This is a genomic window from Ruegeria sp. CDSA236, from assembly GCF_059611285.1.
In genome coordinates this window covers 107,490-129,979 of the sequence record NZ_JBXWPG010000001.1, presented here as the reverse complement: position 1 = coordinate 129,979, position 22,490 = coordinate 107,490, and the positions used below count along the sequence as shown (strand labels likewise).

The 22,490-nt window shown below is 55.6% G+C and carries 25 protein-coding genes and 1 other RNA gene; 7 read left to right on the top strand and 19 right to left on the bottom strand.

The features are described from left to right. Window positions 1–26: 26 nt before the first annotated feature. Window positions 27–743: a response regulator transcription factor CtrA gene (ctrA, locus tag AC2FLB_RS00680; protein WP_281972126.1), complete on the bottom strand. Its 717-nt coding sequence runs from the start codon at window positions 741–743 to the stop codon at window positions 27–29. A gap of 82 nt (window positions 744–825) precedes the next feature. Next, window positions 826–1,119 carry a CtrA inhibitor SciP gene (gene sciP, locus AC2FLB_RS00675; RefSeq protein WP_281994636.1) on the bottom strand — a complete coding sequence of 98 codons (294 nt, stop codon included), beginning with the start codon at window positions 1,117–1,119 and terminating at the stop codon, window positions 826–828. A 129-nt stretch (window positions 1,120–1,248) separates the two neighbouring features. On the opposite strand from sciP, the gene mnmA reads away from it, so the two are divergent. Beyond that, on the top strand, window positions 1,249–2,394 hold the full coding sequence (gene mnmA / locus AC2FLB_RS00670; RefSeq protein WP_281994637.1) for a tRNA 2-thiouridine(34) synthase MnmA: 1,146 nt from the start codon (window positions 1,249–1,251) through the stop codon (window positions 2,392–2,394). Here the strand turns inward: mnmA and AC2FLB_RS00665 are convergent. The 17 genes from AC2FLB_RS00665 to AC2FLB_RS00585 all read right to left on the bottom strand — a co-directional run bounded on the left by AC2FLB_RS00665 (window position 2,391) and on the right by AC2FLB_RS00585 (window position 18,181). Further along, the gene (locus tag AC2FLB_RS00665) at window positions 2,391–2,972 is read right to left on the bottom strand and encodes a cadmium resistance transporter (RefSeq protein WP_282021269.1); all 582 of its coding nucleotides are present in this window, start codon (window positions 2,970–2,972) and stop codon (window positions 2,391–2,393) included. The two genes, mnmA and AC2FLB_RS00665, sit on opposite strands and share 4 nt — an antisense overlap. Continuing rightward, window positions 2,972–4,129 carry a lipid-A-disaccharide synthase gene (lpxB, locus tag AC2FLB_RS00660; protein ID WP_496708433.1) on the bottom strand — a complete coding sequence of 386 codons (1,158 nt, stop codon included), beginning with the start codon at window positions 4,127–4,129 and terminating at the stop codon, window positions 2,972–2,974. Before lpxB ends, AC2FLB_RS00665 begins: the two co-directional genes overlap by 1 nt. After that, window positions 4,129–4,923 (bottom strand): LpxI family protein, encoded by a 795-nt coding sequence (locus AC2FLB_RS00655; protein ID WP_496708432.1) that lies wholly within the window; start codon window positions 4,921–4,923, stop codon window positions 4,129–4,131. The genes lpxB and AC2FLB_RS00655 overlap by 1 nt, the downstream gene beginning before the upstream one ends. 4 nt (window positions 4,924–4,927) lie before the next feature. Then, window positions 4,928–5,713, bottom strand: coding sequence for an acyl-ACP--UDP-N-acetylglucosamine O-acyltransferase (lpxA, locus tag AC2FLB_RS00650; RefSeq protein WP_496708431.1), 786 nt, complete (start codon window positions 5,711–5,713; stop codon window positions 4,928–4,930). Then, window positions 5,710–6,183, bottom strand: coding sequence for a 3-hydroxyacyl-ACP dehydratase FabZ (fabZ, locus tag AC2FLB_RS00645; RefSeq protein WP_496691266.1), 474 nt, complete (start codon window positions 6,181–6,183; stop codon window positions 5,710–5,712). Before fabZ ends, lpxA begins: the two co-directional genes overlap by 4 nt. Before the next feature lie 72 nt (window positions 6,184–6,255). Next, window positions 6,256–6,840 (bottom strand): OmpH family outer membrane protein, encoded by a 585-nt coding sequence (locus tag AC2FLB_RS00640; RefSeq protein WP_496691267.1) that lies wholly within the window; start codon window positions 6,838–6,840, stop codon window positions 6,256–6,258. Window positions 6,841–6,846: 6 nt separating this feature from the next. Beyond that, window positions 6,847–9,207, bottom strand: a complete 2,361-nt coding sequence (gene bamA, locus AC2FLB_RS00635; protein ID WP_281972129.1) for an outer membrane protein assembly factor BamA — start codon at window positions 9,205–9,207, stop codon at window positions 6,847–6,849. A 128-nt stretch (window positions 9,208–9,335) separates the two neighbouring features. Beyond that, window positions 9,336–9,464 (bottom strand): hypothetical protein, encoded by a 129-nt coding sequence (locus AC2FLB_RS00630; RefSeq protein ID WP_271947040.1) that lies wholly within the window; start codon window positions 9,462–9,464, stop codon window positions 9,336–9,338. Between the two features lie 92 nt (window positions 9,465–9,556). Beyond that, complete coding sequence (gene rseP, locus AC2FLB_RS00625; RefSeq protein ID WP_496708430.1) at window positions 9,557–10,909, bottom strand: RIP metalloprotease RseP; 1,353 nt, start codon at window positions 10,907–10,909, stop codon at window positions 9,557–9,559. 1 nt (window position 10,910) lies between these two features. Further along, window positions 10,911–12,086, bottom strand: coding sequence for a 1-deoxy-D-xylulose-5-phosphate reductoisomerase (gene dxr, locus AC2FLB_RS00620; RefSeq protein ID WP_496700256.1), 1,176 nt, complete (start codon window positions 12,084–12,086; stop codon window positions 10,911–10,913). Then, on the bottom strand, window positions 12,086–12,868 hold the full coding sequence (locus tag AC2FLB_RS00615) for a phosphatidate cytidylyltransferase (protein ID WP_496708429.1): 783 nt from the start codon (window positions 12,866–12,868) through the stop codon (window positions 12,086–12,088). Before AC2FLB_RS00615 ends, dxr begins: the two co-directional genes overlap by 1 nt. Beyond that, entirely contained in the window at window positions 12,865–13,596 is a 732-nt protein-coding gene (uppS, locus tag AC2FLB_RS00610; protein WP_281994644.1) for an undecaprenyl pyrophosphate synthase, read from the bottom strand. Before uppS ends, AC2FLB_RS00615 begins: the two co-directional genes overlap by 4 nt. A 9-nt stretch (window positions 13,597–13,605) precedes the next feature. After that, window positions 13,606–14,169, bottom strand: a complete 564-nt coding sequence (gene frr / locus AC2FLB_RS00605; protein WP_142633921.1) for a ribosome recycling factor — start codon at window positions 14,167–14,169, stop codon at window positions 13,606–13,608. A 186-nt stretch (window positions 14,170–14,355) separates the two neighbouring features. Next, window positions 14,356–15,351, bottom strand: a complete 996-nt coding sequence (acuI, locus tag AC2FLB_RS00600; RefSeq protein ID WP_496695388.1) for an acryloyl-CoA reductase — start codon at window positions 15,349–15,351, stop codon at window positions 14,356–14,358. An 85-nt stretch (window positions 15,352–15,436) separates the two neighbouring features. Further along, window positions 15,437–16,540: a dimethylsulfoniopropionate demethylase gene (locus AC2FLB_RS00595; RefSeq protein WP_496695387.1), complete on the bottom strand. Its 1,104-nt coding sequence runs from the start codon at window positions 16,538–16,540 to the stop codon at window positions 15,437–15,439. 140 nt (window positions 16,541–16,680) lie between these two features. Beyond that, window positions 16,681–17,385, bottom strand: coding sequence for a DUF1326 domain-containing protein (locus AC2FLB_RS00590; RefSeq protein WP_496708428.1), 705 nt, complete (start codon window positions 17,383–17,385; stop codon window positions 16,681–16,683). Window positions 17,386–17,389: 4 nt separating this feature from the next. Continuing rightward, a complete protein-coding gene (locus AC2FLB_RS00585) occupies window positions 17,390–18,181 on the bottom strand; it encodes a DUF2182 domain-containing protein (RefSeq protein WP_496695386.1) in 792 nt (263 codons plus the stop codon). A gap of 87 nt (window positions 18,182–18,268) precedes the next feature. Between AC2FLB_RS00585 and AC2FLB_RS00580 the strand changes: the two genes are divergently transcribed. From AC2FLB_RS00580 to chrA, 6 genes are all read left to right on the top strand, one after another. Beyond that, window positions 18,269–19,003, top strand: coding sequence for a FadR/GntR family transcriptional regulator (locus AC2FLB_RS00580; protein WP_142633929.1), 735 nt, complete (start codon window positions 18,269–18,271; stop codon window positions 19,001–19,003). A 7-nt stretch (window positions 19,004–19,010) separates the two neighbouring features. Further along, a complete protein-coding gene (locus AC2FLB_RS00575) occupies window positions 19,011–19,373 on the top strand; it encodes a DUF4345 family protein (protein ID WP_496695385.1) in 363 nt (120 codons plus the stop codon). 37 nt (window positions 19,374–19,410) lie between these two features. Then, window positions 19,411–19,756, top strand: a transfer-messenger RNA (tmRNA) gene (gene ssrA / locus AC2FLB_RS00570). Window positions 19,757–19,856: 100 nt separating this feature from the next. Next, window positions 19,857–20,288, top strand: coding sequence for an ester cyclase (locus AC2FLB_RS00565; protein WP_142633933.1), 432 nt, complete (start codon window positions 19,857–19,859; stop codon window positions 20,286–20,288). Between the two features lie 129 nt (window positions 20,289–20,417). Continuing rightward, window positions 20,418–21,221, top strand: coding sequence for a chromate resistance protein ChrB domain-containing protein (locus AC2FLB_RS00560; RefSeq protein ID WP_496708427.1), 804 nt, complete (start codon window positions 20,418–20,420; stop codon window positions 21,219–21,221). Then, entirely contained in the window at window positions 21,218–22,474 is a 1,257-nt protein-coding gene (gene chrA / locus AC2FLB_RS00555; protein WP_496708426.1) for a chromate efflux transporter, read from the top strand. Before AC2FLB_RS00560 ends, chrA begins: the two co-directional genes overlap by 4 nt. Window positions 22,475–22,490: the final 16 nt, after the last annotated feature.

The window sequence follows — 22,490 nt, the reverse complement described above, 5'->3', positions numbered from 1 at the left end:
CCCTTGGCGACGTAAAACTTGCGCGCCTAGGCGCCAACCGCAATGCGAGGTTCGTCGACGCTGTTTTTCTGAGGATCGCGCAACACATATCCCCTGCCCCAGACGGTCTCGATATAATTTGCGCCGTCGGTGGCATTGCTAAGTTTTTTGCGCAATTTGCAGATAAAGACGTCAATGATTTTCAATTCGGGCTCATCCATTCCCCCATAGAGATGGTTAAGGAACATCTCTTTAGTCAGGGTTGTTCCCTTTCGAAGGCTCAGAAGTTCGAGCATTTGATATTCTTTGCCGGTCAGGTGAACAGCCTTGCCTTCCACTTCGACGGTTTTCGCATCCAGATTCACTGCAACGCGCCCGGTGTGGATTATGGATTGAGAATGCCCTTTTGAGCGGCGAATAATGGCGTGAATACGTGCAACCAATTCTTCTCTATGGAATGGTTTGGTCAGATAATCGTCAGCACCAAATCCGAAGCCTTTAATTTTACTTTCTGTATCGTCGGCCCCCGACAGGATCAGGATCGGCGTTTCCACCCGCGCAACCCGCAACTGGCGCAGCACTTCATGCCCGTTCATATCCGGAAGGTTGAGATCAAGGAGGATCAGGTCGTAATCGTAAAGTTTTGCCAGGTCGATCCCTTCTTCGCCTAAATCTGTCGCATATACGTTCAGATTGGCATGTGTCAGCATCAGTTCGATGCTTTTGGACGTGGTTGGATCATCCTCGACAAGAAGTATACGCATTTACTGCTCCAATTCAGCTCAATTTACCAATTAAAATCGAGCCTGCTCAAAAATGGTTAATCTGACGTTACCGTTGAATCATTTATTCACACTCTCCTTTAGGTTGTCGATATTTTTTTATCGTGGTGACCTTTAAAGCGTCCGTTCCGTGTTCTGCGACCGCAGAAACCCAGGAATTAAATTCTTCATCGCTGAGGCCATATTGGTTTTTGGCTTCCGAAAGCGTGATCAATCCGTAAAGAACGCCCCGGACTACAATCGCTTTACGGGATGCCACCCAGCGGGTTGTCTCTTTTGGCGGCAGATCAGCCCGGGATAAAACCGTTCCATCCGGCAGGGTTACCGACCTGGGCCCCTCTACTTTGTGCAAATACATCTTTCGGTCCTCTTCGTGCTGCGACAAAGCTGACACCATGCTACTTAATGTGTTGTGAAACCGCCCCTTGAGAGTATCTAGAATTTTCCTATATTCTGCCGGTCTTTCTTAACCCGTACTGGAACCGTCATGGCCCTCGACACCGAGACACCGCTGAACTCTCTTGGCTTTGCCAAGCCCCCGTCTGAAACGCGGGTGGTAGTTGCCATGTCCGGAGGTGTGGACAGCTCGGTCGTTGCCGCGCATTTGGCGGATCAGGGGTATGACGTCATCGGCGTCACCCTGCAGCTGTATGACCACGGTGCTGCGCTGGCCAAAAAGGGGGCCTGCTGTGCCGGTATCGACATTCACGATGCGCGCCGCGTGGCCGAGGAACGCGGGTTTCCGCATTACGTTCTGGATTATGAGAACATCTTCAAGGACGCCGTGATCGACGAATTCGCCGACAGCTATTTGGCCGGTGCGACGCCGGTTCCCTGCATTCGCTGTAACGAACGGGTGAAATTCAAGGATCTGCTGGAAACCGCCAAGGATCTTGAGGCTGATTGCATGGCCACCGGCCACTATATTCAGCGCAAGACAGGCCCCAACGGGCCGGAATTGCACAGCGCCGAGGATGCCAACCGCGATCAATCCTATTTCCTGTTCTCGACGACCCCGGAACAGCTGGATTTCCTGCGCTTTCCGCTGGGCCACCTGCCCTCCAAGGACGCAACGCGCGAAATGGCTGCGCAATATGGGTTGGCTGTTGCCGACAAGCCCGACAGTCAGGACATCTGTTTCGTGCCCAACGGCAACTATGCCAGCGTAATCGAAAAGCTGCGCCCCGGCGCGGCGGAACCGGGTGAGATCGTTCATGCGGATGGTCGTGTGCTGGCCCAGCATAACGGGGTAATCCACTATACCATTGGTCAGCGCCGCGGGCTTGGTATCGGAGGCCTCAGCGACCCGCTTTACGTGGTGAAGCTGGATGTCGACAAGAAACAGGTTGTGGTTGGCCCCAAAGAGATGTTGGCCACCCGCACTATTCCGGTGCGTGAGATCAACTGGCTGGGCGATGAGCCGTTTACGTCACGCGATGAATGGCACGTCCTGGTCAAGGTTCGCTCGACCCGACCCCCGCGTGAGGCCATCATCCGCCCGCTTTCGGAAACCACGGCCGAGGTCGAGTTGCTGACCCCGGAAGAAGGTGTGTCACCTGGTCAGGCCTGTGTCTTCTATGCGTCCGAAGGCAGCCGCATCTTTGGCGGCGGCTGGATTTGGCGCGGATACTAGACTGCGTCGGTCCACGAGTTGCTGAGAATATAAAGACCAGCGCAGATCATCACGTAAGGAACAAGCATCTCAAGCTTGCGCGCGATGCGACCACTGATGAGCGGAGATTTGGCGCCCAGCAGCGCCAGCGTGGCCAATCCTACCACGGCAAGCCCCGCGCCAAAGGCTCCGGCGATCCGAAAGCCAGGCGTTGAATCTGCCAATAACGGCGCCAGAACGGCCAAAGTGTCCATCGACAGGCTAGTAAACAGTAAGGTTGTCACCAAAATTGACGCTCCGGCTTCGAGATGCGCCGGTGTATCGGCGCCCTGCCCGCGCCATTGGCGGATGGCGGCCAGACAGCCCAGTGTCAGCGGGATCATCCCCAGATACCCGGCCCAGCCCGGTATCACGCCCTCGATCCCCATGGCGAACAGCAAGGACGCCGAAATCACCAAGCCCTGTGCGAACAGAAAGCCAAAGACGGCCCGCTTGTCCCCTGACACCAAGATCAGCGCCACCAAGGCGGCAAGATTATCCAGATTGGTCAGTATCAATGCCAGAAAGGCCGAAAAACCAAAGAGGATGAACTCGGCCATCAGGACGGCTTTCTGGCCAACACGGCCTTTGCAGCTCTGAAACCAGGGGCGTCGCCGCCACGGCCCAGGCGCTCCATTGTCAGATCCATCGCGCTGCGCTGCGCGTCAGGTTTCAGGGCGACCTCTCGTAGCGCTACGGCAATCTTGTCCGGCAGGCAGTCATCCAGCAGGCATTCCGGGATGGAACGCGTTTCCGAGACAAGATTGACCAATGTAACCGTGTCCAGATTGACCATACGTACTGCCAGTTTCTGGGTCAGCCAGCTGAGGCGGTAGGCAATCACCATGGGTGTTGCCTGGGCTGCAAGTTCAAGCGACACGGTACCCGATGCCGCCAGAGCAAGGTCCGCTGCGGCAAAGGCTGCGCGTTTCTGCTGAACCGCCTCTTCGGTCGGAACATTGCGCGGGTCGATCACGACGGGATTGCCTGGCCATGTCTGCAGATGTTCGGTTACGGCCTCGACCATATGCGCAACCGCCGGAACAATAACCCGCGTACCCGGCCGGTCGGCTAGGAACTGCCCCAAGGCCTGACCGAATACAGGGGCCAGACGGTCAACCTCACCCTTGCGCGACCCCGGCAAGGCAAGAACCAGCGGAGCATCCCCAAGATCATAGGCGGCGCGAAACTCCTGGATATCGCGATCAGACGCGATGGGCTCGTTTGCAACCGGATGGCCAACAAAATCGCATTCCATCCCGGCGCGTTCCATATAGGGCGGCTCAAACGGAAGCAACGCCAGCACATGGTCGATGACCTTGGCCATCTTATCCGCACGCCCCGGTCGCCACGCCCAAACGCTGGGGGCCACATAGTGGACGGTTCGAGTATCGCTTGCCGCTTTGACCAGCTTGGCAACGCGCAACGAGAAGTCCGGACTGTCGATGGTGATCAATACGTCAGGTTTGGTGTCCAGCACGGCCTGCGCTGTCTCCGATATCCGGCGCTTGAGGTGAAAGAATTTTGGCAATACCTCGATCAGGCCCATCACTGACAATTCGGACATCGGAAAGCGGCTGTTCAGACCCTGGGCCTGCATCAATGGTCCGCCGACCCCGTCGAATGTAACATCTGGGACAAGGGCACGTAGCCCTTCCATCAACGCGCCGCCCAATCGATCGCCCGAAGGTTCGCCGGCGACCAGAAACACCCGCATCAGTTGGTTCGCTCACGCACATAAAGGAACAAACCCAGGCGATCGCACTCAGCAATTACACGTTGTCGCTGCAATACAAGCACCCCGCCCTTTTCGATCACGATCCCGGACAAACCAGCTGCGACGGCGCTGGAAATGGTTTCAGGTCCAATAGCTGGCAGATCCGCGCGAAAGTCCTGATCAGGCTTTGGACCCTTGAAAAGCACCCCACCCCCCGCATCGGGCCGTTGAGTCAGAGACTCGAGCATCCATGCGGTGCCAAAAATTCCTTCGATCGCCAAAGCCTGCCCTTTGGAAACTGCACAGGCCTGGCCGATATCAGCTGCCCCCATGGCACGCAGGATACTGGATGCCCGATCCGCATCTGCGCGATCCGCGTCTGAGGGCTGTGCCTCTGTCAAACAACCAAGCGGAGGCAGCAGTTCAGGCGCAATCTCATGCGCGGCACGGACATTCAGGCCTGAGTTTTCGAATATCCCAATGACAGCCCGTAATGCGCCGTCATCGCCGGACTGAATCGCCTGCACCAGAATAGGCACCAACGGCATCGTCGCGGCATCAATGCGCGACGGGTCAACGGCGGGACGTTGAACCGCTCCGGCCATACAGATTTCAGTTACGCCACGGGTTTTGAGATCTGCGATGAATGATCCAAGCTGTTCCAGCGGGAAAACGATGTCGGCAGACAGAGTATCCGGGGCAAAGCCTTCCATCGCACAGATCAAGGGCCGTTCAGCCAGACAGGAAACCACTTCGTCCGGCAACACACCTGTTCCCGCGATCAGTGCCAACATGATATTACTTCCTCGGTGTCAGAAAGGACCGATCCGAATCGCCGGTTACGAAATTGACGATTTCGCGGACATATTCGCTTTCGGCATCTTCACCCAAGCGCTTGGCGCGGTCCATAAAAGTTCCGTCACCATCGGACAATTCGCGAAACGCTGCGCGTAAAGCTGAAATATCAGCTCGTGCGACACCACGCCGTTTGAGGCCAACAAGATTCAGGCCGTCCAGCTCGCCGCGAGGCGCTTGAACAAGCCCATAGGGAATCACGTCGTTGGGCACCATCGTCAGCGCGCCGATAATCGCCCCTCGGCCCACACGAACCCATTGATGCAAACCCGAAATCCCACCGACGATAACATCGTCTTCGATAATGCAATGTCCCGCGGCACCAGAATGGTTCACCATGATCACGCGATTGCCAATCTGAACGTCGTGAGCCACGTGAACACCAGCCATCAGCAAACAGTCATCGCCAATCCGGGTTACACCGCCACCGCCGTCTGTTCCAGAATTCACTGTTACATGTTCACGGATACGGTTTCGTTTGCCAATTTCCAGCTGCGTATCTTCACCGCCGAACTTAAGGTCTTGCGGGATTTCACCGATGACCGAAAAATTGAAGATTATGGTGTCTTCATCCACCTCGGTGTCACCGGTAACAACAACATGCGACTTCAGTTCTACCCGGTCTTTCAACCGCACCCTTGAACCAACAAAACAAAAAGGGCCGATGACACAGCCCTCTCCGATCTGAGCACCGTCTTCGATGATTGCGCTAGGGTGAATGCCACTCATGTTGTCTTTTCCATGTCCCAATCAACATAGGCTGAGAACTCAGCTTCGGCTGCGACCTCTCCATCAACCGTGGCCCTGCCAGAGAACTTGAAAATCTTGCCACCCTTCTTGCCGCGCACAGTTTCAACATGCATCTCGAGCACGTCACCGGGCACGACTTTGCGGCGGAACTTGCACTTGTCGATATTCATGAAATAGATCAACAAGTCGCTGTCGATGACATCCATCCCAACGCCAAGCATAACACCTGCGGTCTGCGCCATTGCTTCAACAATGGTCACACCAGGCATGATCGGCGTACCAGGAAAATGGCCCTGGAAATGCGGCTCGTTCATAGTGACGTTCTTGATGCCGACCGCTGACTGATAGCCTGAAATCTCGACCACCTTGTCGACCAGCAGAAACGGATAGCGGTGCGGCAATATCCGTTGAATCAGCTGAATGTCGGCGCTTTTGGTGTCCGTGCTCATAGTTCTGATATCCTGTTCTGGATTTCTCTTTTCAATGTGGTTAGCAACACCGCGACCCGAGGGCAAGCAAACCTATTCGCCTGTACCTTCGTCAAGTGTTGTTCCATCACCAATGGCTGTATCAATTCGGGTGATGGCGGCATCTGTCACATCGGACAGATCCGAACTGAGAAACACGCTGGAGCGTTGAATAATGACCGAGGCGCCAGATTCGCGCAAAAGATCGATCAAAACTGGGCGGGCGAGTTCAAAAAACATCTGTTGTGCATCTTCACTGCGACGCGCAAGGGCATCAAGCTTGGCGCGCTGCCCTTCTCGGTGGTTCTGAACCTTTCTGTCGAACGCCTCTGCGAGGGGACGAAATTCTTCAGCAGACAGAGAGGCGCGCTTTTCGGTGAGGTCCTTCTCCTCCGCGCTGAGCTCTGCAACGATCCGCTCGTTCTCAGCAGCCAACAGAGCCCCTTCTGCTTCGATCTCACTGAGAATGCGACGTCCAAACGCCGAGTCAGAAAACAGCCGTTCGCTGGAGATTGTCAGGACGCTGGCTTGTGTTACGCCAAGCTGCTGTCCGGTAACCGGTCCTGCCAGGGTTAAGGTCAGAAAAAGACACAGGGCCCGAATGGGGCCCTGCATATAGGTTTGAAGACTACCTCGCATCCGAGATCAGAACCTCGCCTGAATGGTCAGGTCGAAATTCTGTTCCTTGTCAAAGTCCTCTTTCTTGAGCGCTTGCGAAAAGTTAAAGCGCAGCGGGCCAAACGGTGTTTCCCATAGGACTGCAACACCCAGAACATGGCGGATAGACCCATCCGCACCGACAATGTTGGCACCCGAAGTGTTTACATCGTCGATATTGTACAGGTTACCGAAATCATAGAACACGCCTCCACGCAGGCCCAATTCTTCGGGCAAGCCCAGAGGAAAGTCCGATTCCAGACGCGCGACCCAATAGTAATTCCCGCCGATAGCGTCATCCTGACCATTTGACAGATCCCGTGGCCCCAAACCCGCTGGCTCGAACCCGCGGAATTTATTGGGGCCCAACACAAAGCGATCCAACGTCCGGCTGAAATCGTTGCCAGTCCAGTGCATTGCACCCATTTCAAGCGATGCACGAAGAACGACTTCTTCACTCAGAACGCGTGTTTGGGCAATCCCGCGTGCGCTGGTTTTGTAGAACTTGTTGTCCCCACCCAGCCCAGCGGCATCCAGGCCAACCTCAAACAAAACACCGGCATTGGGGTTAAGCCCACCAAGGCGGCTGTCATATACATAGGACACACCCAGAGAACTGGTCGTGCGTTCACCCTGATCAATCTCAGAGGCGATGACCGCGCCGTTTGCCTCGTTGTCCTGCTGCTTCATCTCGCTGTTTTCCCAGGCATAGCGTACGCGCAACGAAGACAGCTCTCCGATCGCATAGCTCAACTGAGGGTTAAAGAACACACGCTCGGTGTTATAGCTGGCAAAACTGGAGTCGGTCGACGCCAAACCCAGACCAAGATCAAAGCGAAGCTTGCGGCCCAAAAGATAGGGTTCGGTGAAATTCAGGGAGTACTCTTCTGAATCCTGTGCGGTCGAAATCGTAACCCCGACGGTCTGTCCACGGCCTAGAAAGTTTGACTCACTTAGGCCGATCGCAATGCCGAAACCGTCAGAGATCGAGTAGCTACCACCGAGGCTGAGCGAGCCTGTTGGCTGTTCTTCGACGTCGACATCCACGATCACTTGGCTGGGCGTCGAACCCTCGCGCGGTTCAACATCAGCGACGGCGAAATAGCCCAATGCCCGGATACGTTCAGCCGCCTGCCGGATTTCACGCGGGTTGAAAGGATCACCCTCGACGGTGTCGAATTGACGACGGATCACGCGGTCAAGCGTGGTGGTGTTGCCCTCGATGTCGATACGCTCGACAAAGATACGCGGTCCTTTGGTCAGAACGAATTCAACATCCAGCGTCAGATCACGTGCATTGCGCGTGACGCGCGGCTCAACCCGCAGAAAGTCCACCCCTTGCCGAATGCCCAAACGCTCTTGCCTGGCGATAGAGTTTTCGACCAGTGAAGGAGAATAGGTGACACCCGGCTTGACCTTGAGTGCGGCCTGATATTCGGCCGCATCCACACCGGGTATTTCGCTCACGGTGGTGATCTTGCCGAATGAGAATTTCTGACCTTCGGTTACATTCATCACCAGGAAAAACGCGTCGCGCTCACGCGTGAATTCAACATTGGCGCTGTTGACGCGGAAATCGACATAGCCACGCGACAAGTAGAAATCACGGATGACTTGTTTGTCGAACTCGATCCGGTCAGCGATAAAAGTATCGCCCCGCAGGAACGTACGCAGGAAATTGGCTTGCTTGGTTTCAAGCACACGGCGCAGACGCCGGTCGGAATAGGCCCGGTTGCCAACAAAGCTTACGCGCTCAACCTCGATCGTCGTACCTTCGGAGATTTCAAAAACGAGGTCTACCCGATTGTCGCTACGGCGGATGATTCTGGGGATGACGGTTGCTGCAACACGTCCTTGAGCCAAATAGATTTCGGCAATCATGTCTGCGTCAGCTTCAGCGACCTGAGGTGTAAAGACCCGGCGGGGCTGAGACGAAACGGCATTGAGCAACAGCTCATCCTTAAGCCTCTTGTTACCCTCGATGCTGATCTGGTTGATCGTAGGATATTCCTGAACTTTGATGACCAAAGTGCTGCCACGAGGGGTCAAATCGACTGTTTCAAAAACACCACTGTCAAGCAGCCGTTGGAAGGCATCGTTGAGTTGTCCAGCTGTCACCGTCTGCCCAGGTTCGATTCCCGATCGTGCGATGATTGTCGATGTCTCGATGCGCCTGTTCCCCTCAACTTCGAACGAGTTGATGGTGTAGCTTTGCGCCTGAGCAGCCTGCGGCAGTGACAGCAAACTAACTGTGGCAAATAAGAAAAAGAATGTTAGGGCCTGCCACAAAATCTTGTTTACCGGCTTTTGCCCCCCGCAGGATGTGCCTGCGCCTCGCCTGTCGGTCATATTTTTCTCTACCCAGAATTTTAAGACTTTAAAGCTGAGTAACGGGATTGTCTGGCCTTGTCAAAAGCCGAAAAACAGAAAGCGGCCCATTGGGCCGCTGTTCAGCAAATAAAAAGAAAGGAACAGAATCACATGGTGATCAGATAAGCGCATCCACCCATAGCCAACGCAGTCGCGCCGAAAAACAAGATCGAGTCCCAGTTCAGCGCAAGCAGGAAGCTAAAGCTGCGATATGATTTTTTGATAGCATTCGCCATGATCGCCTCTGACAGACAAAATTATGAAACGAACACATCCTATGAGGGAATTGGGGCGGAATTGCGACTAGATTGTGCAAGCTCCGCCCAAATCAACAGAATAGGTCATTTGAGACGGAAAACAGCATCAGAGCCAGAATGATTGACACTCCGATGCCCATCAAAATCCGCAGCGCTTTGTCGCTGGGTGGTTTCCCCGAGATGGCCTCATATGCGTAAAATACCAAGTGTCCTCCATCCAAAGCCGGAATCGGAAACAGGTTCAGCAAACCGACAGCAGTTGACAGAACGGCGATAAAGAAGATGAAGTTCTGCGCTCCCTGGCTGGCCATCGCACCCGAGGTTTCGGCGATTCCGATCGGGCCGGACATGTTGCAGGTGCTGATCGCTCCGGTCACCATGTGCCAGATACCTGAAAGAGACCCGTCAATAATTCGCAATGTTTGTCGCACACCGCCGCCAAGAGATGTCAGGATGCCCGCCCTTTCGGTTGCAGGTTCTAGCATCATGCCGCCGACGATCCCGATCCTCCAATGCGTTACAAAACCACCATCAGACTGCGGCTCATCCGTGCGGCGTGGAGCCAGGGCAAACTCCAGTTCCGCTCCGTCACGCCAGACATTCAACAGCAGTGGCCGCCCATCAGAGCTTTCCACATGGTCCTTGAGCTGTTCAAAGGCATAAACCGGGTCGCCATTAACAGCTGTTATGACATCCCCCTGTGCCAGGCTGATATCCATTGCTGCGCTGCGCGGAACAACCTGTTGAATCAGGGGGGGGAACAGCCAAGGTGCGGAAACGTCCAATGTGTCACCGTCACGAAGAACTGTGTAATCAAGAACGGGGTCAACGGGCAAAGAGTCTACGAACTCGCTCCACGATCCTTCTTGTTCGAAATCTGGCAGGTCAATACCTGCAATCGCGAGGATTTCATCACCTTCACGCAGCTCTTGAACTGTCCCCGGCAGAGGATGCAGAGACCCAACGGTCAGAGGGTCTCTGGTTGCGCCTTGCGTAAAGAAAATTAGGCCAAAGACCAGTATCGACATTGCGAAATTAAAGATTGGCCCTGCCGCAACAGTTGCCGTCCTGGCCCAAAGTGGCGCGCCATGCATTGTGCGGCGCAGCTCCTCCGGGCTTTGATCAGAAATTTCAGACATAGCCGCTTCGTCTTTGCCGGATGCTGCATTGGCGTCACCCAAAAACTTGACATACCCGCCGAATGGAAGCGCTGCGATCTGCCAGCGCGTTCCTCTTTTGTCGATACGGCTCCAGAGTACGGGACCGAAACCGATTGAGAACACTTCGGCGTAGATGCCGGACCAACGGCCAACGATGTAATGCCCGTATTCATGTACGGCTACGATGGCGGATAACGCGATCACAAAGGCGAATATGGTGTAAATCAAATTGCCGAATTGTGGGATCAGTGAGAGTACGTCCAATTTATTTTCCTGCTCGTTGCGCAACGGCGTTATCGACCCATATACGTGCCAGATGGTCGGTTTGCAGCACGTTATCAAGGGTCATTGGGGCGTCAATATGGTTGTCTTGTGCATCGAAACGATCCAAGACGGCGGCCACGATGTCTGCCATATCAAGAAAACCAATGCGACCTGCAATGAAATGGTCGAGTGCACATTCTTTGGCTCCGTTGAAAACCGCTCCGGACAGCCCGCCCCGCTCCATGACGTCGCGCGCTAACCGCAAAGCCGGATATCGGTTTTCGTCTGGTTCCTGAAATCGCAACTGTCCCAGCTTTGCAAGGTTCAGCCTTTCGACCGGAAGGGTCTGACGTTTTGGCCAATTCAGGGCATATCCGATCGCGTGGCGCATATCTGGCGCGCCCATATGGGCCATAACCGCTCCATCGTTAAACCCGACCATCGCATGAACGATGGATTCCGGATGCACAATCACTTCGATCATATCCGGGGATATTCCGAAGAATTCGCGTGTTTCGATCACCTCGAGCGCCTTGTTAAACATCGAAGCGCTATCAATCGTGATCCGCTGCCCCATATTCCAGTTCGGGTGGCTCGATGCCTGCTCAACCGTGGCCGAGGCCAATTTGCTCAGTGGCCAATCCCGGAAGGCGCCGCCGCTGGCAGTGATGATGATACGCTCGACCGATGCCATATCTTCACCGACCAGAGCCTGAAAAACGGCAGAATGTTCGCTGTCCACCGGTAGCAATCGGGCATTGTGCTTTCGGGCAGTATCCAGAACCAAAGAACCCGCGCAGACAAGCGTTTCTTTATTCGCCAAAGCCAGCGTCGCGCCCTGTTCAAGCGCCGTCAGCCCTGGTTGCAACCCCGCAGCCCCAACGATGGCAGACATGACCCAGTCAGCCGGTCGCGCCGCAGCTTCGGCCAGAGCATTCGCCCCGGCGGCGACCTCGACATCAGAACCGGCCAAGGCCACTCGCAGGTCCTCAAGCCGGTCTGGATGGGCTGTAATCGCGATATCCGCCTTCAAACGTTTGGCGTCACGCGCAAGTTGTTCGATATTGGCTCCACCGGTCAGGGCGACAACATCATACGCTGATGGATTTCGGTCAATCAGATCTATCGTGTTTTGCCCGATAGAACCCGTCGCGCCAAAAACAGAGATTTTGCGCATCACATGGCTCCGGGGGAATAAATCAACCCCACAAGCAGAACGAACAGAGCGGCCCCCATCATCCCATCGAATCGATCAAGGAAGCCGCCATGGCCGGGAATCAGGTTCGAACTGTCCTTGACGCCGAATTTTCGTTTGGCCGCGCTTTCGACAATATCGCCGGCCTGGCTGGCCATTGACGCCAGAACCGAGATCACGATGAACCAAGTTCCGAAGCCGCCGTAAGCCGCAAAGGCTAAGCCAACAATGGCAGCCGCTACCCAGCCTCCCGCTGTTCCCGACCACGTCTTTTTCGGGCTGACTCGTGGCCAGAATTTTGGCCCACCCAATGCCTTTCCAACAAAATATCCGGCGACATCCGTAGCAACGACGACCGATATCAGCCAGACCATCCAGACAAATCCCATATTCGTCCGGATTGAGATAAAGCCCAGCCCCGCGGCCGCGATCCACAGCGCAAATAGGGTATAGATACCCCGGTACCGGCTGACCTGCCCTGCCCCGACCAGCGCCGGAGCAAGCAAGAAGGGAAGTTTATAGAGTGCCGGAAGATGGTAACTCAGCACCACCGCAAAACCGGTCAATATGGCAAGCTGGACCGCAACAGCTTTCCTGCCCGGGTCAATCATACGGACCAGTTCCCAGGTCATCAGCCCGCAAGCAATGGAAATGAAGGCTTCGAACCACAGACCGCCCAGCCAGACCTCGACAGCGCCAACGGCAACAAGGACACCCGCCGACAATACGCGGGCAGTCAGGTCGGACCAGCGTCCGTCACTCATGCCGGTACAGCTCCGAACCGTCGGTCTCGGCTGCCATAGCTCAGGCACAGGCGCTCAAGCTCTGCCGCAGTGAAGTCTGGCCAGAGCGTGTCGATGAATTCGTATTCCGAATAGGCGGATTGCCATAGCAGAAAATTGGAAATACGCGCCTCGCCGCTGGTTCGGATCACCAGATCAGGATCGGGAAGAACATGTGTGTCCAGATATTTCGGCAGCGTTTCTTCGTCTACATCATCAGGATGCAATCGCCCGTCAGCGACATCCTGTGCCAGACGTTTGGTAGCCCGCGCGACTTCATCCCGACCGCCATAGTTCAACGCAATGGTCAGGTGAACCAGATCATTTCCCTCGGTCTCGGCCTCAAGCGTATCCATCAATTCGATCAGTTTGGCATCCAACCTGACTCTGTCACCGATGAAACGCACCCGAACACCCGAGTCTCGGAGCGTCCGGGTTTCCTTGATAATATAGCGCCGAAACAAGCTCATCAGACCGGCAACTTCGACCTGAGTGCGTTTCCAGTTCTCGGTCGAAAACGCAAAAACAGTCAGATACTTAATACCAAGCCTTGGGCAGGCCTCGACCACATCGCGCACACGTCTTGCCCCGGCGTGGTGGCCAAACAGGCGAGGTCGCCCGCGGGCCTGCGCCCAGCGACCATTACCATCCATGATGATCGCGACATGCTGGGGCCCTCTTTCGGGCATGGTATGCGAGGAAGAGGGCATCACCCGGTCTCAGACCTGCATGATTTCTGCCTGCTTGGTCTCAAGCGCGGCATCTACTACCTTGATCATCTGATCGGTTAGATCCTGCACTTCGCTTTCCCAAAACTTCTGGTCATCTTCGGACATACCGTCGGCCTTGGCCTTCTTGATCTGATCCATCCCGTCGCGGCGCACATTCCGGATCGAGACCCGTGCGTGTTCGGCATATTGCCCGGCGACTTTGCCCAACTCGCGACGGCGTTCTTCGTTCAGTTCCGGGATCGGTAGCATGATGATCGTTCCGTTGAGCTGAGGGTTGATGCCCAGCCCACTTTCACGGATCGCTTTTTCCACTTTGCCGACCAGCCCTTTATCCCAGACATTGACCGTTACCATACGCGGCTCGGGCACATTGACCGTTCCCACCTGGTTGATCGGCGTCATCGAACCATAGGCATCGACCATCACCGGCTCGAGCATCGAGGCCGAGGCGCGCCCGGTGCGCAGCGATGCAAATTCGGTTCTGAGGTTTGACATTGCGCCGTCCATGCGGCGTTTCAGGTCGTCTGTGTCCAGTTCGAAATCGTCAGACATTCTGCTCACTCCCCGTCTTCAGGTACTGTTTGCATGGCTCATAAGCCATTCAATTTGGGATGTATAGCAATGATGATCCGTATTTACGCCATTGACCAGAGGTGTTTGCCGGATTTTCCCGAACCTGCAGCCACAAAATTAACCGACCGCAAATCAATGCGGTCGGTCAGACATATTCATTCCGGATCAGGTGTTTACGTCTACGACAACACGACCTTTAACCTGACCTTGCAGGATATCCGCCCCTAATTGGGGCAGATCGCTCAGCTTTGCGGGATGGATCATCGCCTCAAGCTTGTCCATCGGAAGGTCGGTTGCTATCCGCTGCCAAGCCCGCAGCCGATTTTCATAAGGCTGCATAACGCTGTCGATCCCCAAGAGGTTCACACCGCGTAAAAGGAACGGGATAACAGTTGCCGGAAGGCCCGCGCCGCCAGCCAACCCCACGGCCGAGACCGAGGCACCGTATTTCATCTGCCCCAGAACGCGTGCCAGCATTGCGCCGCCGACCGCGTCCACACAGCCAGACCATGCCTCGCTTTCCAGAGGGCGCTTAGTTGTCTCGTTCAGCTCATCGCGTGGCACAATGGTCGCGGCGCCCAAAGACTTCAGGTAATCGCTGGTTTCCGGTCGTCCGGTGACGGCTGCCACTTCGTATCCCAAATTGGCAAGAATCGCCGTCGCGACCGAGCCAACACCACCTGCTGCCCCTGTGACCAAAACCGGACCCTGCCCCGGTTTCAGCCCATGATCCTCAAGTGCCATAACCGCCAGCATCGCGGTGAACCCAGCGGTTCCGATGGCCATCGCCTGGCGGGGCTCCAACCCATCGGGCAGCGGGACCAACCAATCGGCACGGGCATTGGCTTTTTGTGAGTACCCACCCCAATGCGCCTCACCGACACGCCAACCGGTCAGGACCACTTTGTCACCCGGTTTATATCGCTCATCCGAAGACGACTCGACCGTCCCCGCATAGTCGATGCCAGGAACATGCGGATAGCTGCGTACCAGCCCCCCGCCTTTGGGCGACAGGCAAAGACCATCCTTATAATTTACCGTTGAATACTGAACCGCCACGGTAACCTCACCCTGCGGCAGATCCCCCTCCGAAAGCTGTTGAACCGAGGGGCTGGCCAGCCCGCTTTCCTCGTCTTTTTCCATCACCAGTGCGTTGAACATCAAAATGTCCTCCTGTTTTGGACGTCAGAGTAAAGCCCCGACCCCGTGTAATAACCTGTTTCTGAACCCGATACGCCGCTTGCGATCAGATCCAAAACTTTTCCCGTACAGTCGCCTCACGCATACCGTCGGGCGTTTCGACCTCAACCCTTGTGCCCGCGTCCCAATGGCTGAGTTTGAGCATCCCAATGGAAACATTGGTGTTGAAATCCGGAGACCAAGCGGCAGAAGTGATTTGACCGACCCGTTTCCCCTGAGCGTATACCGACCATGGAGCAACGCAGGCACCAACGGCCGGCCCAGCGATTTCAATCGGACGGATTTGCTGGATCGGCCCTTCTTTTGCGACCCGCAACAACGCGTCCCGGCCAATGCACCCAATCGCCGTGTGTGTGTTACAGAACTTGCCCAGGCCACATTCATGTGGGGTGTTGTCGTCGGTCATATCGTTTCCGTAGGACAGCAACCCAGCCTCAATGCGTTCGATCAGGTTGGGACAACCTGCGCGTACGTTCAAATCCTCGCCTGCCGAAAACAGCGCATTCCACAGCGTCATTCCGATATCGCTGCCCTCGACATAAATCTCGAACCCGCCCTGCTTTGAATACCCTGACCTGGCGATGGCCAGATCGCGGCCCGCAAACTCGAACATGTCGAACTTGAAAAACCGGATGTCTTTGACGCGCTCGCCAAATACGCGAGACATCAGTTCATCCGCCATGGGCCCCTGTACCGCCAAGGGTGAGACGTCTGGCTCATCCACCAGAACATCCAGCCGATAGCCGTTCGCGATTCCTTTGACCCATAACAACAAATCGCTATCCGCGATGGAGATCCACCAGCGGTCCTCGGACAGTTTCACCGCAACCGGATCATTCAACATGCCACCGGTCTCATCAACGATAGGGACGTAATAGCATTGGCCGGGCAACATGCCTCTCAAATCGCGTGGCGTCAGCATTTGCATAAGGCGTGCCGCGTCGGGACCTCTGAGTTCGACCTGTCGCTCACACGAGACGTCCCAGACCTGCACATGCTTTTTTAAGTGCCGGTAATCAGCCTCGACGCTGTCGAATACAGTTGGCAATAGCATCCGGTTATAAACCGTGAATGCCTTTACGCCTGCGGCTTCGACCCCTTCAGAAAAAGGTGTGCGCCGCAACCGGCGAGAGAAGGAAATATTGGCCACTCAAGCCTCCTCGGGCATAATGCCAGATCACAATTCGAAGCCTGCGTTCCCGTCAACATCTGGTGCAACAGGCCGCGATGGCGTGTCTGGCGATTAAAAATTAGGATCACGTATTGCGCGTAATCCTTTGTGGTTTCGTATTATTTCGGCCCTTGCCAATCGATTGGGCAGATTTCGGCGGATTTTCCACCGAAATCCCAGACCCGACCGTAATCGCGGACCTTGGATTTGGTGCCGCGCGCCACGATAATGTCCGGTCCCATCCAGTATTTCGAGTTTGAGACCATCACAGGATGCTCGGGGTCTTTGCCCGCCAACATCTCGATTTCGCCCTGGATTTTCCGACCAATCATGATGCGGCGCTTGGTCCCGTCGCGTTCGATCTGAACCGGAGCACGTTCGGCCCCGATAATTTCGCTGACCAGCATGGTAAACAAGCCGGTCGTGCCCCCGGCCTGACCGCTGAATATCTGGAGCAACCCGTCATAGGCCTTACCGCTGGCCCGTTCGTCGACATAGGCGGCAACTTTCCACTGCCCCTCACCCATGCGACCCGGAATATCGACCAGAAGGCCAACATTGAGGCCCGACAGATCTTCGCCCTCGTAATGGCCCTCATCGATGACAATCCCCATCCAGGCATGACAATGACCCTCGGTCGGAGGATGCGCGCCAAGCGATACGACACAGGGGCAGAACAGATCGCACGAGCAGTTAAGGATCAGCTCTCCCTTGATCGCCCAATTCGTCGGGCTCATCTCACGCCGCTTGGGGTTGGGCATGCGGCTGTCGATACGTTGGCTGATCGGCAGGCGATCTGCCTCTGGTTTTTTGTTCTTAGCCAATAGCTTATCCTCCATAGATAAAGGGGTATACGAGCAAGGCACCGCCGCCCGCGATAAGAGCAAATCCCAGCGGCCGTGTAATCACGTGACCGATCTGGGGTAGTTTTTCGAGAACCATAAAAAAGGTCGCCAGACCCATCCACAGCAGACTCATGACGCCGCCCACAAAGCCGAGCGCCATAAAGCCCCAGCAGCATCCGACGCAGAACGCACCAAGGCCAAGCCCCATGCGAAAACCGCCTGAAAAACCGGTTTTCCAATGGCCGAGAAAATAGGTCATTGGGGCATGGCAGACCCCATGGCACAGCTCTTTGGCGCGGGTGAATTGAAAGGCGCCGACGGCGATCATCAACCCGCCCGCAACAAGCCCGGATTTCGCAATGCCCAGCATGTCGACAACGCCGCCAAACAGCAGAACCAGTTGCACCCCGGTAATGAGCGCGGCAAACCCGACCCAGACCACGAAGTAGCCAATCAAGACACCAATCCAGCCGGAGCGTGTGCCATTTGCACTGCGGATTAGATCGTCGTAGCTGCGCAGAGTTGGAATAATGGTCGGCAACATCATTGCGGCCATCATGATGGCCCACATCCAAAACAGCGGGCCGAACTCTGCCATGGGCATATACATGTCCATCCTGGGGTCCATGGCGCGCATCGCCTGCCCCATTGCTCCGGGACGGCCGATCCAATCCAGATCCATGGCGCGGTTCATCACGAACATCATCCACCACGCCCACAGGATCAGAGCGTAGAATCCCAGCCAAAACCCATTACGTAGAACTGCGCGACTCACTTGTTCCTCCCGACTCAGTCCTTGCAATTCAAATGTCAGACTTTTAAATGTCAGACAAATGAAAATTTGCCTGCGGCCCTGCTCAAAATGAAAATCGACCCCAAGAAACCTGCTGATCTTTCGGTTCAGATCGCCCAATCAATCCGAGATGCGATCATATCGGGTCGGTTGATTGTAGATGAACGCCTGCCTTCTGAGGCGGAACTGTCCGACCAGTTTCAGGTGTCCCGACCAACCGTGCGTGAGGCCCTTAAACGCCTTGCGGCACAGTCCCTGATCCGCACCCAACGTGGCGCGACGGGCGGAGCATTTGTCAACCGGCTGAGCTATCAGGATGCGTATTCCCAACAGATCACCACATCCACGTTGCTGCTGTCCATGAACGCGGTCAGTTTTGAAACGGCTTGCGAGGCTCGGTATTCGCTGGAACGCGCCTGCGCAACTTTGTCAGCCGAACGCAGGACGGCGGATCATCTGGCGACGATGCGTGCCGAGATATTTCGGCAGGCTCAACCCGGGCTGACAGACGAAGCCTTTTGCGCCTCGGATGTGACCTTTCACCGGGCATTGGTCGATGGGGCCGGCAATCCGGTGTTGTCCTATCAACTGGCCGGCGCCGTCGAGGCGATGCAGCCTTTGATGAACATGATCACGTTTACGGCGCGGTCCCGAGAAGAGATCATCGTGTTGCACAACCAGATTGCCGATGCTTTGGATCGGCGGGACGCTGCTGCGGTAGATTCAGCACTGGTGGATCTCGAAGCTTATACCCGTAAGCTTGCCCTGGACGTCGCCAAACAGCGGCGCAAACCAACCGAATGAGGGTACGATGACGTCGATTTTGAATATTGCCGCGGCGGTTCTGACAATCGGTTTCGGCCTCTTTGGGTTTCTAGCACCCGCTTGGACCGCGGCCTCGCTGGACCTGGCGCCGACGAACAGCACCATGGGGTTAAGCGAATTGCGCGCCTCGGTCGGTGGGCTTTTTGTTGTCACCGGAATTGCGGTCATTTGGCTGAACACTCCCATGGCCTATGCTATGTTGGGCGTTGTTTATGCCGGCGCAGCCCTGGGCCGGTTTGTTTCCGTCATTCTGGATCACCCCCCTTTGATCAAAGCGATGACATTTGGGGGAATCGAGCTGATATTGGCGCTGTGGCTGATCTTGGCAAACATTAACCGACCAAGCTAAGGCGTTATTATATAATCCGTCTTTTCGTTGAAGTATGGGGTTTGCTTTCCCCTTGTGGCTCACCTATATAGGGGATGTCCTTCGGGACTATGGACATAAACGCGCTCGTAATAAGCGGATCGGACCCGGGGGCGGTACCCGGCGGCTCCACCAACATCCTTCATTTGAGGATCGCGGGGCCGAAATAGGATCGACGAACGTCTAAAGGGGTTAGCTTTGTCTCGGCGGGGTGCCACCGTACCGGCCCAAACAGTACAATTGCAAATGACAATCGTGCTCCGGTTGCAGTTGCTGCGTAAGCAGTAGCAAGACCGAAACTTAAGCCCTTGCGCCTAGCAGCGTAAGGCGGGGTTCGCAGGTACCTGGCAACAGAAACCTGCATTTTCCCTTAAATGTCTGCTGTTTAACCCTGTCTGTGTTCACGTTCAGAGTTTGTTCACTCATTCGCGTCATGCTCGGCCCGTGAGGAAAAGGAGAGCTGGGATGTCACACGCAGATATACTCAGAGAATGGTATTCAGAGGTTTGGGAAAACGGAAATACCGATGCGATTGATCGGTATTTCGCGCCGGAAACGACAGCCGAAGGACTGATTCCGGAAATGCAGGTGGGGGCCGATGATTTTCGGGATCTGGTCATGGCGTTTCGCCACATTCTGGGCGATATCCATGTTGAGCTGCCCAAAATCATCGAAAATGGCGATTGGGTATCGGCGATATTGCAGGTCAGCACAACACGCGCCGATAACGGCGCACCACTGCAGGCCTCTGGCAGTATGATTGGCCGCATTAAAGAAGGTCGTATTGTCGAGGCGTATAACCAGTTTGACTTCATTTCCTTATTTGAACAGCTTGGTCAGTTTCCCAAGGACACCCTGCCCGTATGCATGACTGGTCAACGGCTGGACTGGGCCTAGGAAATGGGCTCGCAATCTTGACCCCGACCGGCCTGTCGCGGTAGCAAAGCCTATGGGGTAAGATTGCGAACGCCCCGTGAGGCGACAGCCCAAGTTTCGCATGTATCCGTCGATCACAGGAGACATGCCATGCCTGCGCCTAATGCTATCACACCGAAACAACTGTTACGTCTGATCGGAACGCCTCGGGCGCCTGTTCTGGTGGATATCTGCACCGATGCCGATTTTGAAATGGATCCCTTTCTGATACCGGGCTCGGTTCGTCATCCGGCGAAGGATCTGGATGGGCTGAAGGGGCTCATCGCTAACCGCCCCAGCATCATCATTTGCCAAAAGGGCAAAAAGCTGAGTCAGGCCGTTGTTTCCTGGCTGAGGAGTGAAGGCGTGGCCGCTGAGTATCTGGAAGGCGGCATATACGCATGGCGCGAAACACCCGATGCTCCGCGCATCCCATTTGCAGATATACCAGCGTCTCCTTCACTCTGGGTAACGCGCCATCGGCCTAAGATTGATCGCATCGCCTGCCCCTGGTTGATCCGCCGTTTCATCGACCCCAACGCACGTTTTCTGTTTGTTGCCCCATCCGAAGTGGCAAAGGTATCCGAAGTCTTTAACGCCACCCCGTTCGATGTTGAGGGCGTCCGCTGGAGCCATCGTGGGGATAACTGCACATTTGATGCTTTGGTAAAAGATTTCCAGCTTGCTACGCCCGCAATGAACAGGCTTGCGACAGTTGTTCGGGCCGCGGATACGAACAGGCATGATTTGGCGCCCGAAGCAGCCGGGCTTCTTGCGGTCTCGGTGGGGCTATCGCGCCTATATAAAGACGACCATCAGGCCATCGAGGCCGGGATGCATCTGTACGATGCCTTGTATCTCTGGGCCCGCGACGGGTTTGACGAGAAACACGATTGGCCGGCAGTCGAAAAATGACCACACCAACATTCCCTGAACTCATCCAAGTGTTCGGCCGCATTGGATTGCTGTCCTTCGGCGGACCCGCAGCTCAGATTTCATTGATGCATCAGGAACTCGTCGAAAAGCGCCCCTGGCTGGATGAGGAAACCTATCTTCGGGCGCTGTCGCTGTGCATGTTGCTGCCCGGCCCCGAGGCGATGCAGCTTGCAACCTATTCCGGCTGGCGTCTGCGCGGCGTCTCGGGCGGTATGATCGCAGGCAGCCTGTTTGTTCTGCCCGGTGCGATCATTATCTCAGCATTGGTGGCACTATACGCGGCCTATGGCGCGCTTCCTCTGGTGCAGGCCGCGTTTCTGGGCGTGAAAGCTACGGTGATCATCATCGTGCTACAGGCCCTGCGAAACCTGTCCCGCAAAGCGCTGTCGGACGTCTCACATCGTGCGATCTCGGGCCTCGCGTTTCTGGCAATCTTTCTGTTCGACCTCCCCTTCCCCGCGATCATCGCGGCGGCAGCCCTTTGGGGGTATCTGAGCTTCAACGGCGTCGCCGCCCGACCGGTCGACACTCCCACCCCGCGCCTAAGCGAAGTGCTGCGGAACGCGTCGATCTGGTTGGTTCTGTGGCTTGGCCCGTTGTGGCTGTTAAGTCTTTCTGGTCAGAAACTTCTCAGCGATCTTGGCTGGTTCTTTGCCCGCCTCGCAGTTGTGACATTTGGCGGAGCCTACGCTGTTCTAGCTTACATGACGCAGACCGTTGTAGATCAATATAACTGGATATCCACAGATCAGATGATCGACGCGCTTGGTCTGGCGGAAACGACACCGGGGCCTTTGATTTTGGTAACACAATTTGTCGCTATGCTGACCGGTCAGATCTCGGGCGGATCGATGCTGGCCATCGCCGCAGGTATCGTTGCACTTTGGGCAACATTCGTTCCCTGCTTTCTGTGGATATTCCTCACAGCCCCCTATCTTGACCACATCGCTGCGCGGCCCCGGTTATCGGCGGCCCTGCAAGGTATTACCTCTGCTGTAGTTGGGGTGATTCTCAACCTATCCGTGTGGTTTGCCCTGAATGTGCTGTTTTCAGAACTGCCAAATAAAACCTTTGGACCAATCAGCCTGCCCTGGCCTGAATTGACCTCATTGGATGTGAAAGCCGCTGTGCTGACTGTCTTCGCCGGAGCGTTGATTTTTAAACTTAAATTCGGCATGGCGCTTACGCTAATGGTTATGTTAGCTGCTGGCACCGGCCTGTTTTTTCTCTGAACAGTCAGCGTGTAAC

What these genes read in the sequence shown, in the direction of transcription:
- ctrA (WP_281972126.1), bottom strand. Translation starts at nt 743, where the DNA reads ATGCGTATACTTCTTGTCGAGGATGATCCAACCACGTCCAAAAGCATC.
- sciP (WP_281994636.1), bottom strand. Translation starts at nt 1,119, where the DNA reads ATGTATTTGCACAAAGTAGAGGGGCCCAGGTCGGTAACCCTGCCGGAT.
- mnmA (WP_281994637.1), top strand. Translation starts at nt 1,249, where the DNA reads ATGGCCCTCGACACCGAGACACCGCTGAACTCTCTTGGCTTTGCCAAG.
- AC2FLB_RS00665 (WP_282021269.1), bottom strand. Translation starts at nt 2,972, where the DNA reads ATGGCCGAGTTCATCCTCTTTGGTTTTTCGGCCTTTCTGGCATTGATA.
- lpxB (WP_496708433.1), bottom strand. Translation starts at nt 4,129, where the DNA reads ATGCGGGTGTTTCTGGTCGCCGGCGAACCTTCGGGCGATCGATTGGGC.
- AC2FLB_RS00655 (WP_496708432.1), bottom strand. Translation starts at nt 4,923, where the DNA reads ATGTTGGCACTGATCGCGGGAACAGGTGTGTTGCCGGACGAAGTGGTT.
- lpxA (WP_496708431.1), bottom strand. Translation starts at nt 5,713, where the DNA reads ATGAGTGGCATTCACCCTAGCGCAATCATCGAAGACGGTGCTCAGATC.
- fabZ (WP_496691266.1), bottom strand. Translation starts at nt 6,183, where the DNA reads ATGAGCACGGACACCAAAAGCGCCGACATTCAGCTGATTCAACGGATA.
- AC2FLB_RS00640 (WP_496691267.1), bottom strand. Translation starts at nt 6,840, where the DNA reads ATGCGAGGTAGTCTTCAAACCTATATGCAGGGCCCCATTCGGGCCCTG.
- bamA (WP_281972129.1), bottom strand. Translation starts at nt 9,207, where the DNA reads ATGACCGACAGGCGAGGCGCAGGCACATCCTGCGGGGGGCAAAAGCCG.
- AC2FLB_RS00630 (WP_271947040.1), bottom strand. Translation starts at nt 9,464, where the DNA reads ATGGCGAATGCTATCAAAAAATCATATCGCAGCTTTAGCTTCCTGCTT.
- dxr (WP_496700256.1), bottom strand. Translation starts at nt 12,086, where the DNA reads ATGCGCAAAATCTCTGTTTTTGGCGCGACGGGTTCTATCGGGCAAAAC.
- AC2FLB_RS00615 (WP_496708429.1), bottom strand. Translation starts at nt 12,868, where the DNA reads ATGAGTGACGGACGCTGGTCCGACCTGACTGCCCGCGTATTGTCGGCG.
- uppS (WP_281994644.1), bottom strand. Translation starts at nt 13,596, where the DNA reads ATGCCCTCTTCCTCGCATACCATGCCCGAAAGAGGGCCCCAGCATGTC.
- frr (WP_142633921.1), bottom strand. Translation starts at nt 14,169, where the DNA reads ATGTCTGACGATTTCGAACTGGACACAGACGACCTGAAACGCCGCATG.
- acuI (WP_496695388.1), bottom strand. Translation starts at nt 15,351, where the DNA reads ATGTTCAACGCACTGGTGATGGAAAAAGACGAGGAAAGCGGGCTGGCC.
- AC2FLB_RS00580 (WP_142633929.1), top strand. Translation starts at nt 18,269, where the DNA reads ATGAAAATCGACCCCAAGAAACCTGCTGATCTTTCGGTTCAGATCGCC.
- AC2FLB_RS00575 (WP_496695385.1), top strand. Translation starts at nt 19,011, where the DNA reads ATGACGTCGATTTTGAATATTGCCGCGGCGGTTCTGACAATCGGTTTC.
- AC2FLB_RS00565 (WP_142633933.1), top strand. Translation starts at nt 19,857, where the DNA reads ATGTCACACGCAGATATACTCAGAGAATGGTATTCAGAGGTTTGGGAA.
- AC2FLB_RS00560 (WP_496708427.1), top strand. Translation starts at nt 20,418, where the DNA reads ATGCCTGCGCCTAATGCTATCACACCGAAACAACTGTTACGTCTGATC.
- chrA (WP_496708426.1), top strand. Translation starts at nt 21,218, where the DNA reads ATGACCACACCAACATTCCCTGAACTCATCCAAGTGTTCGGCCGCATT.